The sequence below is a fragment of the Rhodopseudomonas sp. genome (assembly GCF_048594845.1).
Classification (GTDB): Bacteria; Pseudomonadota; Alphaproteobacteria; order Rhizobiales; family Xanthobacteraceae; genus Rhodopseudomonas.
In genome coordinates, this window is sequence record NZ_JBMDXE010000111.1 from 1 (window position 1) to 13,825 (window position 13,825).

The following is a 13,825-nucleotide window of genomic DNA, read 5'->3' on the forward strand; positions in this document are numbered from 1 at the left end:
GGGACTTTCCGAAGCGGAAGCCAAGGAATTCCACTCGATCTTCGTGACGAGCTTCTTCCTCTTCATCGTCGTCGCTGTGGTTGCTCACATCCTCGCCTGGATGTGGCGTCCGTGGCTGCCGAGCGCGACCGGCTACAAGACTGCGCTCGATAGCGTTCAGCAAATCGCTTCGTATCTTTGCTAAGGGGAGACGACTACTATGTGGCGAATTTGGCTTCTGTTTGATCCGCGTCGCGCGCTGGTCCTGCTGTTCGTGTTCCTGTTCGGCCTGGCCATCATCATCCACTTCATCCTGCTGAGCACCAGCCGCTTCAACTGGCTGGACGGCCCGAAGAAGACGGCTGAGATCTCTCAGACCTACACCAGCATGCCCGTCTAACGGCATGGTGAACTGCTTACCGGAACGGGCGGGAAACGGACCCATCTGCCGGGCTCGCCCGCTTCCGGGAAGCTACCTGGACTGGACCACTACGATGGATTTTCCCTGGCGCGCTCGCGGAGGAACGATCGATGGCAATGCTCAGCTTTGAGAAGAAATACCGCGTTCGTGGCGGAACGCTAATCGGGGGCGACCTGTTCGATTTCTGGGTCGGCCCGTTCTATGTCGGGTTCTTCGGGGTCACGACGGTGTTTTGCGCGCTCATGGGGACCGCGCTGATCATCTGGAATACTGCGATGGGTCCGACCTGGGTCCTGTGGCAGATCAGTGTGAATCCGCCGGACGCCAAATACGGCCTCGGCTTCGCACCGCTGATGGAAGGCGGCATCTGGCAGTGGGTCTCGATCTTCGCGACCGGCGCATTCATTTCCTGGGCGCTGCGTGAAGTCGAAATCTGCCGCAAGCTCGGCATCGGCTATCACGTGCCGTTCGCCTTCAGCTTCGCGATTTTCGCCTACGTCACCCTGGTGGTGATCCGTCCGGTTCTGATGGGCTCCTGGAGCTACGGCTTCCCCTACGGCATCTTCACGCATCTCGATTGGGTGTCGAACACCGGCTACTCCTACGGCCAGTTCCACTACAATCCCGCGCACATGATCGCGATCACCTTCTTCTTCACGACCTGTCTGGCGCTGGCGCTGCATGGCGGTCTGGTTCTGTCGGCCCTCAATCCGGACCGTGGCGAACCGGTGAAGTCGCCCGAGCATGAGAACACCGTGTTCCGTGATCTCGTCGGCTACTCGATCGGCACCATCGGCATTCATCGTCTCGGCCTGTTCCTGGCCCTGGCCGCCGTGTTCTTCAGCGCCGTCTGCATGATCCTCAGCGGTCCGGTGCTCGCCGAAGGCGGTTCGTGGCCGGAGTGGTGGAATTGGTGGCGCAACCTGCCGATCTGGAATTCGTAATTCAACCGGTCACAAGAGAGTCTTGTCATGGCCCAATATCAGAACATCTTTACGCAGGTCCAGGTTGAGGGACCTGCCTATGCGGGGGTGCCGCTACGACCCGGCAGCTCGGCCCGCGAGACCCAGACGACGTTCAACTACTGGCTCGGCAAAATCGGCGACGCGCAGGTCGGTCCCGTCTATCTCGGGTTCACCGGTGTCTGCTCGCTGCTGTGCGGCTTCGTCGCGATCGAGATCATCGGCCTCAACATGCTGGCGTCGGTGGACTGGAGCCCGATCGAATTCCTGCGCCAGTTCTGCTGGCTGGCGCTCGAGCCGCCGAAGCCGGAATACGGTCTGTCGATCCCGCCGCTGAAGGAAGGCGGCTGGTGGCTGATCGCCGGCTTCTTCCTCACCGTGTCGATCGCGCTGTGGTGGGTGCGGACCTATCGCCGCTCTCGTGCGCTCGGCATGGGCACCCATGTGTCGTGGGCGTTCGCGTCCGCGATCCTGCTCTACCTGTCGCTCGGCTTCATCCAGCCGGTGCTGATGGGTTCGTTCAGCGAAGCGCCGCCCTTCGGCATCTTCCCGCACCTCGACTGGACCAACAACTTCTCGATCAAGTACGGCAACCTGTACTACAACCCCTTCCACTGTCTCTCGATCGCCTTCCTGTATGGTTCGGCCCTGCTGTTCGCCATGCACGGTGCGACCATCCTCGCGGTGAGCCGCTACGGCGGCGAGCGCGAAATCGAGCAGATGCTGGACCGCGGTACTGCACTTGAACGCGCTGCTCTGTTCTGGCGCTGGACGATGGGCTTTAACGCCACGGCCGAATCGATCCATCGCTGGGCCTGGTGGTTTGCGGTGCTCTGCCCGCTGACGGGTGCCATCGGCATCATCCTGACCGGCCCGGTGGTCGACAACTGGTTCGACTGGGGCGTGAAGCACGGTCTGGCTCCGCCGCGGTAGCGCTCTCTCACCGCCGCGACTCAAGATTGCGCACGCCTGATTGAATAAAACCGATCAGGCGTGCGGTTTGCTTTCTGATCGGACCAAGCCGCCCCGAACAGCCACTGCCGCTCCAAACTTTCATTGCCGGATAATGACGTGCGGAGCGGTGTGAGGTAAAGGAAGCGCTTCCCACCTGCGCCTGGACCACCGAGACAAGCCGAAAGACAGCCCGCGGCCCGCAGGGGCTTAGGATCCATAAGAAGTCTCGACTTGGTGGACCCAGACGCCGGACGGAGGGACGGGTTTTTGCTGGAGGATATTTGCCCTGGTGCAAGTGTTCAAATCTCCGATGGAGTCGCTGGGGGATCTCGGTGCTGAGTCTGCCGCGAAGCTGATCGCCGCCGCGACCGACGTCGCGCTGGTGATCGATCCGCAGGGCGTCATCCGGGACGTAGCGTTCAACAAGGACGAACTGGCTCTCGAGCTGGACGGGCAGGGCCGTTGGCTCGGCTCCCGGCTGGTGGACGTCGTGACGTCCGACACACAGCCCAAAATTCGCGAATTACTGCTCGACGCCACGGTGCGCGATACCGCGACCTGGCGTCAGGTGAACCACCCGTCGCCCGGCGGCGACGATGTGCCGGTGCTGTATTCGGCGGTGAGTTTCGGCCGCGACGACCGGCTTCTGGTGGTCGGTCGTGATCTGCGTCAACTCGCGATGATGCAGCAGCGGCTAATCAACGCGCAGCAGTCGATGGAGCGGGACTACATCCGGCTCCGCCATGCGGAAACCCGCTATCGGCTGCTGTTTCAGGTCTCTTCGGAAGCCGTCATGATCGTCGATGCGACCAGCGAACTGATCGTCGATGCCAACCCGGCAACGCTGGCGATGTTCGATGCCGCCGCACCGCAGACCCAGAATTCGCCGGTCGCCGGCCATTTCGATTCGGCCGATCAGCCGGTCGTGCTCAGCCTGCTGGCGGACGTGCGCTCCACCGGCCGCGACGGCCGCGCCAAGGTGCGGCTCGCCAGTACGGGGCGTAGCTGCGAGATGGCGGCCTCGCTGTTCCGGCAGGAGAACGCCTCGCTGTTCCTGGTGCGGCTGACCTCGCAGTCGCCGCTGCCCGAAGTCGGCGCCGCCAAGAACGCCTCGCTGCTGCTCAAGTACTTCGAATCCGCCGCCGACGCGCTGGTGATCACCCAGTTCGACGGCCGCGTCGTACGCAGCAATCTCGCCTTCCTGGAAATGGCGCAGCTCGGCAGCGCCGAACAGGCGCGCGGCGAATTGCTCGATCGCTGGCTCGGCCGCACCGGCGTCGATCTCAGCGTCGCGCTCGCCAATCTGCGGCAAAGCGGCACCATCAAGCTGTTCGCCACCGTGCTGCGCGGCGAATACGGCGCCGCCGCCGAGGTCGAGGTTTCGGCCGTGGCGCTCAACGATCTCGAGGACAAGCCGTGCTTCGGCTTCGCGATCCGCAACGTCGAGAAGCGGCTGCCGACCGCCCCGACCTCCAAGCGCGAGCTGCCGCGCTCGGTGGCGCAACTCACCGAGCTGATCGGCCGTGTGCCGCTGCGCGATCTGGTCCGCGAAACCACCGACGTGATCGAGAAGCTGTCGATCGAGGCGGCGCTCGAACTCACCGGCGACAACCGCGCCTCGGCCGCCGACATGCTCGGCCTCAGCCGCCAGAGTCTTTACGTCAAACTGCGCCGCTACGGCCTCGCGGAACATGCGCCCGAAGGAGAGGCTGCCGATGAGTAACGCGCCCCTGAGTAACGCGCCGGCCGGCACGATGGCGCTGCGGCCCGCGCCGTCGGCGGTGCTCGAAGTGCTGCATCCGATCACCTGGTTTCCGCCGATGTGGGCGTTCGCCTGCGGCGTGGTGTCGTCGGGCGTGCCGATCTCGTCGCGCTGGGTCGAAGTGATCGCCGGCATCGTGCTGTGCGGCCCGCTGCTGGTCGCCACCAGCCAGGTCGTCAACGACTGGTTCGACCGTGACGTCGACGCCATCAACGAACCGAACCGGCCGATTCCGTCCGGGCGCATTCCCGGCCGCTGGGGCCTGTATCTGTCGTTCATGTGGACCGCCGCGTCGCTGCTGCTCGCCAGCCAGCTCGGCATCTGGGTGTTCGGCGCCGCCGTGCTCGGGCTGGTGCTGGCCTGGATCTATTCGATGCCGCCGTTCCGGCTGAAGCAGAACGGCTGGCTCGGCAACGGCGCCTGCGCGATTACTTACGAAGGCTTCGCCTGGTTCACCGGCGCCGCCGTGATGCTCGGCGGCCTGCCGCCGTGGTGGATCGTAACGCTCGCGCTGCTGTACAGCGCCGGCGCCCACGGCATCATGACGCTGAACGACTTCAAATCGATCGAGGGCGACATCAAGACCGGCGTCGGCTCGCTGCCCGTCAAACTCGGCGTCGACAATGCGGCGCGCACCGCTTGCGCCGTGATGGCGATCCCGCAGGTGATCGTGATCGCGCTGCTGCTGTCGTGGGATCGCCCGATCGGCGCGGCGGTCGTCTGCCTCGTGCTGGTGCTGCAGCTCGGCCTGATGGTGCGCTTCCTGCGCGCGCCGGTCGCGCGCGCCACCTGGTTCAGCGGCCTCGGCGTCGCGCTGTATGTGGCGGGCATGATGGCCAGCGCCGTCGCGGTCTCCTCGTTCGGAGGCCCGGCATGAGTTTCACTGCGATCGGAGTAGCATGATCATGATGCGGCCGTTGTCCTGGCTGGGCATTGTTCGGATGGGGCTGGTGCAGACCGGTCTCGGCGCCATCGTGGTGCTCACCACTTCGACCCTCAATCGCGTGATGGTGGTCGAGCTGGCGCTGCCGGCGATGCTGCCGGGCGCATTGGTGGCCATCCACTACGCGCTGCAGGTGTTTCGGCCGGCCTGGGGCCACGGCTCCGATCGCGGCGCGCGCCGCACGCCGTGGATCATCGGCGGCATGGCGGTGCTGGCGCTCGGTGGCTTCCTCGCTGCGGTGGCGACCGCCTGGATGGCGACGCAGCCGCTGTTCGGCATCGCGTTGGCCATCGTCGCGTTCTGCCTGATCGGCGGCGGCGTCGGCGCGGCCGGCACCTCGCTGCTGGTGCTGCTGGCCAAGCGCGTCGACGAGAAGCGCCGCGCCGCGGCCGCCACCATCGTCTGGGTGATGATGATCGCGGGCTTCATCGTCACCACCGGCTTCGCGGGTCATCTGCTCGATCCGTTCTCGCCGTCGCGGCTGGTCGCGGTGTCGGGCGGCGTGTCGCTGATCGCGATGCTGCTGACCTTCATCGGCGTCTGGGGAATCGAAGGCAAGGTCGCAGCCGGTCCGGTCGCGCCGCCGGAGAAGGGCTCGTTCCGCGCCGCGATCAAGGAAGTCTGGGCCGAGCCGCAGGCGCGCCGCTTCGCCATCTTCGTGTTCGTCTCGATGCTGGCCTACAGCGCCCAGGATCTGATCCTGGAGCCGTTCGCCGGCGCGGTGTTCGCCTTCACGCCGGGCGAGACCACCAAGCTGTCGAGCGTGCAGCATGGCGGCACGCTGCTCGGCATGGCGCTGGTGCCGCTGATCGGTGCGCTGCTGCCGAAGACGCGCGGCAATCTCAAGGTCTGGACCGTCGGCGGCTGCATCGCCTCGGCGCTGGCGCTGCTCGGCCTGTCCACCGCCGCGATGGTCGGCGGCTCCTGGCCGCTGCGCGAAAACGTGTTTCTGCTCGGCGTCACCAACGGCGCCTATGCGGTGGCGGCGATCGGCTCGATGATGGAGCTGGTGAGCGCCGGTGGCGAGAAACGCGAAGGCGTGCGCATGGGGCTGTGGGGCGCCGCGCAGGCGATCGCCTTCGGCATCGGCGGCTTTATCGGCACGTTGGCCAGCGACGTGGCGCGGCTGGTCCTGAGTTCGCCGGCGCTGTCCTACGCGTCGGTGTTCGCGGCCGAGGCGGGGTTGTTCGTGGTCTCCGCCGTGATGGCGGTGTGGGTGCATCGCGCGCAGCAGCGTTCCGCGCGCGGCGCCGGCCGCAGCGTCGATTTGTCGAATGCAGCAGTGGCGGGAGGATAGGATGAGCGAGAATTCCGCAATCTATGACGTCGTCGTCGTTGGGGGAGGGCCCGCCGGTGCGACCGCGGCCTGCGATCTCGCACGCGCCGGCAAGCGCGTGGTGCTGCTCGACCGCGCCGGCCGCATCAAGCCGTGCGGCGGCGCCATCCCGCCGCGGGCGATCCGCGACTTCGCAATTCCGGACGGCATGCTGGTCGCCAAGATCAACGCCGCCCGCATGGTGTCGCCGACCGATGTCGAGGTCGATATGCCGATCGACGGCGGCTACGTCGGCATGGTCGATCGCGAGCATTTCGACGAGTGGCTGCGCAAGCGGGCTGCCAGTGTCGGCGCCGAGCGCCGCACCGGCCTGTTCCGGCGCTTCACGCGCGACGAGAGCGGCGTCAACACCATCCACTACGAGGCGCGCCAGCCCGACGGCACGATGCAGGAAGAGACTGTGCAGGCCCGCGCGATCATCGGCGCCGACGGCGCGGTGTCGGCGGTGGCGCGGCAGTTTCTGCCGGACGCCGACCGCGTGCCCTTCGTGTTCGCCTATCACGAGATCATCAAGGCGCCGCAGCCCGAGCAGCGGGCGGCCTATGAGAGCCGGCGCTGCGACGTTTACTATCAGGGCAAGGTGTCGCCGGATTTCTACGGCTGGGTGTTTCCGCATGGCGACACGGTGAGCGTCGGCACCGGCTCGATGCACAAGGGCTTCTCGCTGCGCGACTCGGTGGCCGAGCTGCGCAAGCAGACCGGGCTCGAAGAGGTCGAGACCATCCGCAAGGAAGGCGCACCAATCCCGCTGCATCCGCTGCCGCGCTGGGACGATGGCCACAGCGTGCTGCTCGCCGGTGACGCCGCCGGTGTGGTGGCGCCGGCGTCGGGCGAGGGCATCTACTACGCGCTGCTCGGCGGCCGACTTGCGGCCGAGGCGGTGGGCGAATTTCTCGAAACCGCGGACGCCAAAGCGCTCAAGGGCGCGCGCAAGCGCTTCATGCGCGCCAACGGCTCGGTGTTCCGCATCCTCGGCCTGATGCAGTGGTACTGGTACGCCAGCGACAAGCGCCGCGAGCAGTTCGTCAGCATCTGCCGTGACCGCGACGTCCAGAAGCTGACCTGGGACGCCTACATGAACAAGAAGCTGGTCCGCGCCAAGCCGATCGCGCATGTCCGGATCTTCTTCAAGAACCTGGCGCACATGACCGGCTTCGCGTCGGTGTAACGTCTCGCGGTTTCGTCAACTCCGACAATCCGTCATTCCCGGCCTTGTGCCGGGCATCCACGCCTTGCTGACGGAAATACAGCAAAGGCGTAGATGGCCGGGACGAGCCCGGCCATGACGGGTCGACAGGACAGTGGTCGGCTCTGTTGTGTGAGGGCAGAGCTGTTCTATCGAAGCTACTCATCGAAGCCGTTCTATCGAGAGCCCGATATGATACGTTTCGTCGCGCTTGGCCTCTCGGCTAGGCGCGCCGGCGCTTCGACTTTGATAGTCTGAACCTCCGATTTCGATTCCCGTCTCTGCTTCGCCGCATCTCGCCCGACGAGATGCGGGAAGCCTTCAAGTCCCTGCAGGTCCGCCGTGAACCCGATCCTTGTCGCCTTCGCCATTGCTATCCTGGTCGGGTTACTCGGCGGATCGCTCACCGACACCGGCGCCTGGTATCAAAGCCTGACCAAGCCGTCTTGGCAGCCGCCGGACTGGGCGTTCGGCCCGGCCTGGACGGTGATCTTCGCGCTCGCCGCGATGTCGGCGGTGAATGCCTGGCGCACCGCGACGACGCGCGCGCAACGCGAATGGGTGATCGGCATCTTCGCCGCCAACGGCTTCTTCAACGTGCTGTGGAGCATGTTGTTCTTCACCGTCCAGCGGCCGGACTGGGCGCTGCTCGAAGTGCCGCTGCTGTGGCTGTCGGTGCTGATCGGGATGGTGGCATTCTGGAGCCGCTCCCGCGCCGCGAGTTACTATCTCGTGCCGTATCTGCTGTGGGTCAGCTTCGCGGCCTATCTCAACTGGACGGTGGTCCGGCTCAACGCGCCGTTCTCCTGAGCGGCGGCGATCGGTTCATCGTGATGTCCGGAGCAGCGCCATGTCGATGATGTCCGAACTTTTCGCCAAAGGCGTGCTGGTCGATCTTGTGCTGGCGTTCCTGGTGGTCGAGGCCGCCGCGATCGTCGGCTACTGGCTGTGGCGCAAGCGAGGGATCGCCCCGGCCGATTTCCTGCCAGGCCTGTGCTCCGGTGCCCTGATGCTGCTGGCGTTGCGAATGGTTATCGCTGGCACCTCTTGGGTGCTGCCTTCAGTTTGCCTCATGGCTGCGGGGCTGGCGCATCTTGTCGACGTCCAGCGGCGCTGGCGGAATTGACCGCGTTCGGCATCGTCGCTTTTGCCCGACAGCCCCCGAATCGAAGAGCCCCGATCTGATTGCTCAGACCGGGGCCCGGGTCGATGCAGTCGCAGCGCAGCGAATGCTTAGTTCGCCGCCTTCAGGGTCGCGAGGTAGGCCGCGACGTCCTTGCGCTGCTGCTCGTTGGCGAGCTTGAAGGTCATCTTGGTCGAGCCGGTCGCCTTGTCGGCCTGGCCCTTGTCGGTCAGGAACTTCTTCAGGAACGCGTTCGGATCAGCCAGATACTCGACGACGTTCTCCTGCGACCACACCAGACCAGCTTCGCCGGCGGCGTGGTTGAGCGGCGAGTAGCTGAAGCCCGGCGCGGTGCCGGTCTTGCGGCCGATCACGCCGCCGAGCGCCGGACCGACCATGTTCTTGTCGGCGCGGTGGCAGGTCTGGCACTGCTTGAAAACCGCCTCGCCCTTGGCGGCGTCCTGCGCCGAGGCGATGCCCGTCGACAGAGATCCTGCGGCAGCGGTGATAGTGACAATTGCGAGAAGTTTACGGACCACGTCTCTCTCCTAGATCTCGTCGTTTTGCGCCCACGTAACGGGCCCTCACGCGGGCCCCGACAACGCGCTATCCAAACTCTTTCTAAGGTAGTCTGTAAAGCTGTTCTGACACTAAGTGTTCCTTCCGACTGGACGATTTTGGAAGGTATCGCCTTGATTCCGCGCAATAAAGTTACGGATTAGGCAATTTGGCGAATTTCCTGGGATATTCGGAAGCGCTTCCACTTGTCATTGGCATAATGTCTGCATAATTCGTCTGGGCGCGACCGTTGGATTGCCGTCTCCCGACGCCGGAACCGCCTGCGAGTGGAGCGATGTCTGCCAAACCAGTTCAGCCTGACATCACGCTGTTGCTCGATATGGACGGCGTGATCCGCGACGCAAGCTTGTCGCCTGCGCTGTCTGAGGAGAGCGTCGAAGCGTGGCTCGGCCGCGCCTGGACCGATATTGCGGGTGAAGACGGCGGCGACAAGGTGCGCCGCATGGTCGAGGATGCGCGCACCAGCGGCATCTCGGCGTTCCGGCAGATCAATCAGCGCTTTCCCTCCGGGACCGAGATTCCCATCGAATTCACCACCATGCTGCTGGGCGATCGCACCGGCATGCTGGCCGTTGGAAAGAACCTGCAGGCCGTCACCGAGCTGCATTCGCGGCTGATTGCGGCGCAGCAAACTATCGAGCGCGACTACTGGCGGCTGCGCGAAATGGAGACGCGCTATCGGCTGGTGTTCGATGCCGCCACCGAGGCTGTGCTGATCGTCTCGGCGAACGACCTCAAGATTGTCGAAGCCAACCGCGCCGCCGTACAGGCGCTCAGCGGGATCGATCGCGACAACGAGGACGTCACCGGCCGCGATTTGTTGTCCGAGATCGCCGAAGTGGATCGCGAAGCAGTGCGCGAGATGCTGGTGCGCGTACGTGATCGCGGCAAGGCGCTGAGTATCCTCGTGCACCTCGGCCGCGAAGTGCGCCCCTGGATGGTCCGCGGCTCGCTGGTGTCGTCGGAGCGTGGGCAGGTGTTTCTGCTGCAGTTCGCGCCGGTGGCCGCGACCTCGCGCGGCGAAGATCGCTCAGAGCCCACGGTGTTGAAGACGCTGATCGACCGGGTGCCCGACGGTTTCGTTGCGCTCGACTCGACCGGCGTCATCCGTCACGCCAACCAGGCGTTCCTCGATCTCGTGCAGATCGGCTCCAAGGGGTCGGCGATCGGCGAATCGCTGGGCCGCTGGCTGAGTCAGCCCGGTGCGGATCTGGCCGCATTGCTATCGCATCTGCAGCGCTACAAAACGGTTCGTCTATTCCAGACCACGATCCGCGGTGAACTCGGTAGCGAAACCGAGGTGGAGATTTCCGCCGTCGACGGTGACGACCACAACTATGTCGGCGTCCTTATCCGCAACGTCTCGCGCCGTCTCACCGGTGGCGAGACTGACGCGCTGCGTGCCGCCCTGGGGCCGATCAGCAAGCAGCTGGGCCGTTCCTCGCTGCGCAAGCTGGTGAAGAACACGGTCGGAATCGTCGAGCGCCATTACGTGAAGGAAGCTCTCGAGCTGACCAAGGGCAACCGCACTGCGACCGCCGAATTGCTCGGCTTGAGCCGGCAAAGCCTCTATGCCAAGCTTGCCCGCTATGGACTCGACGACAAGGGGTCCATGTCTCAGGACGATTTACCCGACGACGACTCTGAGGACTGATTGGCCGTTCAACCGACCAGCTTGCCCGCATTCGGAACAGCTGACCTTTCGAACTGCGAACAGGAGCAGATCCATCTTGCGGCTTCGATTCAGCCGCACGGTGCGCTGTTGGTCGTCAGTGAGCCCGATCATCGGGTGATTCAGGCCAGCGCGAACGCGGCCGAATTCCTGAATGTGCCGAACGTTCTCGGGCTCCCGCTCTCCGAGCTCGACGGCGATCTGCTGATCCGGATCCTGCCGCATCTCGATCCGACGCTCGAAGGCATGCCGGTTGCCGTGCGCTGCCGGATCGGAAAGCCGAGCGTCGAGTTCGATGGTCTGATCCATCGGTCTCCAGACGGCGGGCTGATCATCGAGCTGGAACGTGCCGGACCTCCGCTCGATCTACAGTCGACGATCGGGCAGGCGCTCGACAAGATTCGGACATCGAACTCGATCCGCGCCCTGTGCGATGAAACCGCGCTGCTGTTTCAGGATCGCACCGGCTACGATCGGGTGATGGTCTATCGGTTCGACGAAGAAGGCCATGGCGAGGTTTTCTCGGAGCGCCACGCGGCAGGTCTCGAATCCTATATCGGCAACCGCTACCCGGCCTCGGATATTCCGCAGATGGCGCGGCGGCTTTACGAACGGCAGCGCGTTCGCGTGCTGGTCGATGTCGGTTACGAGCCGGTGCCGCTACAGCCGCGGCTGTCGCCCATGACGGGGCGCGACCTTGACATGTCGAGCTGCTTCCTGCGGTCGATGTCGCCGATCCATCTGCAGTACCTTAAGAACATGGGCGTGCGCGCGACGCTGGTCGTGTCGCTGATGGTCGGTGGCAAGCTGTGGGGGCTCGTCGCCTGCCATCATTATCAGCCGCGCTTCATCCATTTCGAATTGCGTGCGGTCTGTGAATTGCTCGCCGAGGCGATCGCGACGCGCATCACGGCGCTGGAAAGCTTCGCCCAGAGCCAGTCCGAGCTGTTCGTGCAACGGCTCGAGCAGCGGATGATCGAGGCGATTTCGCGCGAGGGCGACTGGCGCGCGGCGATCTTCGATGCGTCGCAATCGATCCTGCAGCCTGTCCGCGCGAGCGGCGCCGCGCTGGTCTATGAAGGGCAGGTCGCCACGATCGGCGAAGTGCCCGGTACCCACGACATCCGCGAGATCGCCGCCTGGCTCACCAAGCAGCCGCGCGCGTTGGTGATCTCGACCTCGTCGCTCGGCCTCGACGTCCGCGATTTTGCGCCGCTCACCGCGGTCGCCAGCGGTCTAGCTGCGGCGCCGGTGTCGAATCATCCCGGCGAATTCCTGATGTGGTTCAGGCCGGAGCGGGTTCGCACCGTGACCTGGGGCGGCGATCCGAAGAAGCCGTTCGTGATCGGCAACACGCCGGCCGATCTGTCGCCGCGCCGCTCATTCGCCAAATGGAATCAGGTGGTGGAGGGCACATCCGATCCGTGGACGCCAGCCGATCTCGCGGCAGCGCGGACCATTGGGCAGTCGGTCGCCGACATCGTGCTGCAATTCCGCGCGGTACGGACGCTGATCGCGCAGGAGCAACTCGATCAGTTCTCGCGGCAGGTCGCGACATCCGACCATCCGGTGGTCATCGCCGACATCGAAGGCAGGATTCTGCTGATCAACGATGCGTTCACGTCGATGCTGCCGCCGGGCTATCCGCCGGTGCATCGGCTCGAGGATCTGGCGCTGGCATTTCTCGATCCCTTCGATTTCAGGCGTAACGTCGGCGAATTGATCGAGCGTCAACGCGGCTGGCGCGGCGAGCTGTTGTTGCGGAGTGCCGGCGGCGATACGCGGTCGTTGGTGGTGCGCGCCGACCCGGTGGTGCCGTCGCGCGATCGCGCGCTCGGCTTTGTGCTGATCTTCAACGACAACGCCGACCGCCGGGCTGCGGAAGCGGCGCGCGGCCGATTCCAGGAAGGCATCCTGGAAAGCAGCCGCGTCAGCGGCCTGCGGCTCGATCCGCAGTCAGGGCTCGTCTATCAGAACCTGCTGTCGTCCGTGGTGGAGAACGCGCAGCTCGCGGCGCTGGAGATCACCTACGGGGTGGAGACAGGACGGATCGCCGATATGCTCGAAGGTGTGCGCGACTCCACGCTGCGCACCGCTGAAGTTCTGCAGCATTTGATGCTGCATGCCTCGCGCACGTCGGGCGATCAAGGCGCAGGCAAGCCCCAGAAAACCAAAAAGTGACTAAGCGTTTGTGGTCTCGCTGGAGAGACTGCGCTGCACGGCGATCGACAGCGCGATGTTGCATTCGAATGCACGTGCGCCTTCCTCGATGATCGCATCTGGGTCCGGTGCAGCGGCGCCGGCCAACTCGAGAGCTTGCCGATAGCCTGATTTCAATGTCGTCGGCTCGGCGATCGCCGAGAAATCATAATGCGTGAGTTGTTCCGCTGTCAGGCCGAGCGATTTCTCGAGCAGCCGTTTCACGATCTGACCACCGTTGAGATCGCCGAGATAGCGCGTATAGGCGTGCGCAATGAGGCGACTGCCGTCGCCTTCTGCGGCTCGCGCGACCGCGCGCGCATAGGCTTCCCCTTCCGGCAGGAGCGGCGGCTCACTGTCGCCCTTCGATTCCAGCAGTGCTGCCAGGTCGGTTGCAATCGCGGCCGTCCGAGAAAGCCGATAGCGCGCCAGCGGCGCCAGGATCTGGTTGTCGCGATGCCGCTCGAGCCCCTCTTCCAGCTCGCGATAGGCCGGCTGCAGATTGCGCAGCAGCAGCGCATAGCCCTGCCGGCTGGCGGCTCCGCGCAACATGTCGGCGATGAATCCGGTGCGTTCGGCTTCGAGATGTAAAGCCTTGGTGCGAAGGTAGAGTGCGGTCACGACGCTTGGCGCGGCGCTTTCCGCGGTAACTGCGGCCATTTCAAATCCCCGGCTTGACGCTGCCTTATAGCAGAGCCGGGGCGAGGCG

The 13,825-nt window shown here is 64.9% G+C and carries 14 protein-coding genes; 12 read left to right on the forward strand and 2 right to left on the reverse strand.

All coding sequences use genetic code 11. The features are described from left to right. The 10 genes from pufB to ACOJTD_RS06720 all read left to right on the forward strand — a co-directional run. Window positions 1-184, forward strand: a 184-nt coding sequence (gene pufB, locus ACOJTD_RS06675) for a light-harvesting antenna LH1, beta subunit (RefSeq protein WP_420132140.1), incomplete at its 5' end; no start/stop codon positions are given. 15 nt (window positions 185-199) lie between these two features. After that, window positions 200-379 (forward strand): light-harvesting antenna LH1, alpha subunit, encoded by a 180-nt coding sequence (pufA, locus tag ACOJTD_RS06680; RefSeq protein ID WP_011442873.1) that lies wholly within the window; start codon window positions 200-202, stop codon window positions 377-379. 131 nt (window positions 380-510) lie between these two features. Further along, window positions 511-1,344 carry a photosynthetic reaction center subunit L gene (pufL, locus tag ACOJTD_RS06685; RefSeq protein ID WP_420132141.1) on the forward strand — a complete coding sequence of 278 codons (834 nt, stop codon included), beginning with the start codon at window positions 511-513 and terminating at the stop codon, window positions 1,342-1,344. Between the two features lie 27 nt (window positions 1,345-1,371). After that, entirely contained in the window at window positions 1,372-2,295 is a 924-nt protein-coding gene (gene pufM / locus ACOJTD_RS06690; protein WP_378388851.1) for a photosynthetic reaction center subunit M, read from the forward strand. A 310-nt stretch (window positions 2,296-2,605) separates the two neighbouring features. Continuing rightward, window positions 2,606-4,039 (forward strand): transcriptional regulator PpsR, encoded by a 1,434-nt coding sequence (gene ppsR / locus ACOJTD_RS06695; protein WP_420132142.1) that lies wholly within the window; start codon window positions 2,606-2,608, stop codon window positions 4,037-4,039. Next, a complete protein-coding gene (gene chlG / locus ACOJTD_RS06700; RefSeq protein ID WP_420132143.1) occupies window positions 4,032-4,955 on the forward strand; it encodes a chlorophyll synthase ChlG in 924 nt (307 codons plus the stop codon). The genes ppsR (ACOJTD_RS06695) and chlG overlap by 8 nt, the downstream gene beginning before the upstream one ends. Window positions 4,956-4,983: 28 nt before the next feature. Then, complete coding sequence (locus ACOJTD_RS06705; RefSeq protein WP_420132170.1) at window positions 4,984-6,318, forward strand: BCD family MFS transporter; 1,335 nt, start codon at window positions 4,984-4,986, stop codon at window positions 6,316-6,318. A 1-nt stretch (window position 6,319) separates the two neighbouring features. Continuing rightward, window positions 6,320-7,525, forward strand: coding sequence for a geranylgeranyl diphosphate reductase (locus tag ACOJTD_RS06710; protein ID WP_420132144.1), 1,206 nt, complete (start codon window positions 6,320-6,322; stop codon window positions 7,523-7,525). Window positions 7,526-7,885: 360 nt separating this feature from the next. Beyond that, entirely contained in the window at window positions 7,886-8,353 is a 468-nt protein-coding gene (locus tag ACOJTD_RS06715; RefSeq protein WP_420132145.1) for a TspO/MBR family protein, read from the forward strand. Between the two features lie 40 nt (window positions 8,354-8,393). Then, window positions 8,394-8,669: a hypothetical protein gene (locus ACOJTD_RS06720; RefSeq protein ID WP_420132146.1), complete on the forward strand. Its 276-nt coding sequence runs from the start codon at window positions 8,394-8,396 to the stop codon at window positions 8,667-8,669. 107 nt (window positions 8,670-8,776) lie between these two features. On the opposite strand, the gene ACOJTD_RS06725 is transcribed toward ACOJTD_RS06720, so the two are convergent. Then, window positions 8,777-9,205, reverse strand: a complete 429-nt coding sequence (locus ACOJTD_RS06725) for a c-type cytochrome (protein ID WP_420132147.1) — start codon at window positions 9,203-9,205, stop codon at window positions 8,777-8,779. Between the two features lie 314 nt (window positions 9,206-9,519). Here ACOJTD_RS06725 and ppsR (ACOJTD_RS06730) point away from each other — a divergent pair, with 314 nt between their 5' ends. After that, entirely contained in the window at window positions 9,520-10,899 is a 1,380-nt protein-coding gene (gene ppsR / locus ACOJTD_RS06730; protein WP_420132148.1) for a transcriptional regulator PpsR, read from the forward strand. Continuing rightward, complete coding sequence (locus ACOJTD_RS06735; RefSeq protein WP_420132149.1) at window positions 10,900-13,098, forward strand: GAF domain-containing protein; 2,199 nt, start codon at window positions 10,900-10,902, stop codon at window positions 13,096-13,098. Here the strand turns inward: ACOJTD_RS06735 and ACOJTD_RS06740 are convergent, their stop codons facing one another. Then, complete coding sequence (locus ACOJTD_RS06740) at window positions 13,099-13,776, reverse strand: heme oxygenase (biliverdin-producing) (RefSeq protein ID WP_420132150.1); 678 nt, start codon at window positions 13,774-13,776, stop codon at window positions 13,099-13,101. Between the last annotated feature and the right edge of the window lie 49 nt (window positions 13,777-13,825).

Coding starts and splice junctions, on each gene's coding strand:
- pufA (WP_011442873.1), top strand. CDS start 200: ATGTGGCGAATTTGGCTTCTGTTTGATCCGCGTCGCGCGCTGGTCCTG.
- pufL (WP_420132141.1), top strand. CDS start 511: ATGGCAATGCTCAGCTTTGAGAAGAAATACCGCGTTCGTGGCGGAACG.
- pufM (WP_378388851.1), top strand. CDS start 1,372: ATGGCCCAATATCAGAACATCTTTACGCAGGTCCAGGTTGAGGGACCT.
- chlG (WP_420132143.1), top strand. CDS start 4,032: ATGAGTAACGCGCCCCTGAGTAACGCGCCGGCCGGCACGATGGCGCTG.
- ACOJTD_RS06705 (WP_420132170.1), top strand. CDS start 4,984: ATGATGCGGCCGTTGTCCTGGCTGGGCATTGTTCGGATGGGGCTGGTG.
- ACOJTD_RS06710 (WP_420132144.1), top strand. CDS start 6,320: ATGAGCGAGAATTCCGCAATCTATGACGTCGTCGTCGTTGGGGGAGGG.
- ACOJTD_RS06720 (WP_420132146.1), top strand. CDS start 8,394: ATGTCGATGATGTCCGAACTTTTCGCCAAAGGCGTGCTGGTCGATCTT.
- ppsR (WP_420132148.1), top strand. CDS start 9,520: ATGTCTGCCAAACCAGTTCAGCCTGACATCACGCTGTTGCTCGATATG.
- ACOJTD_RS06740 (WP_420132150.1), bottom strand. CDS start 13,776: ATGGCCGCAGTTACCGCGGAAAGCGCCGCGCCAAGCGTCGTGACCGCA.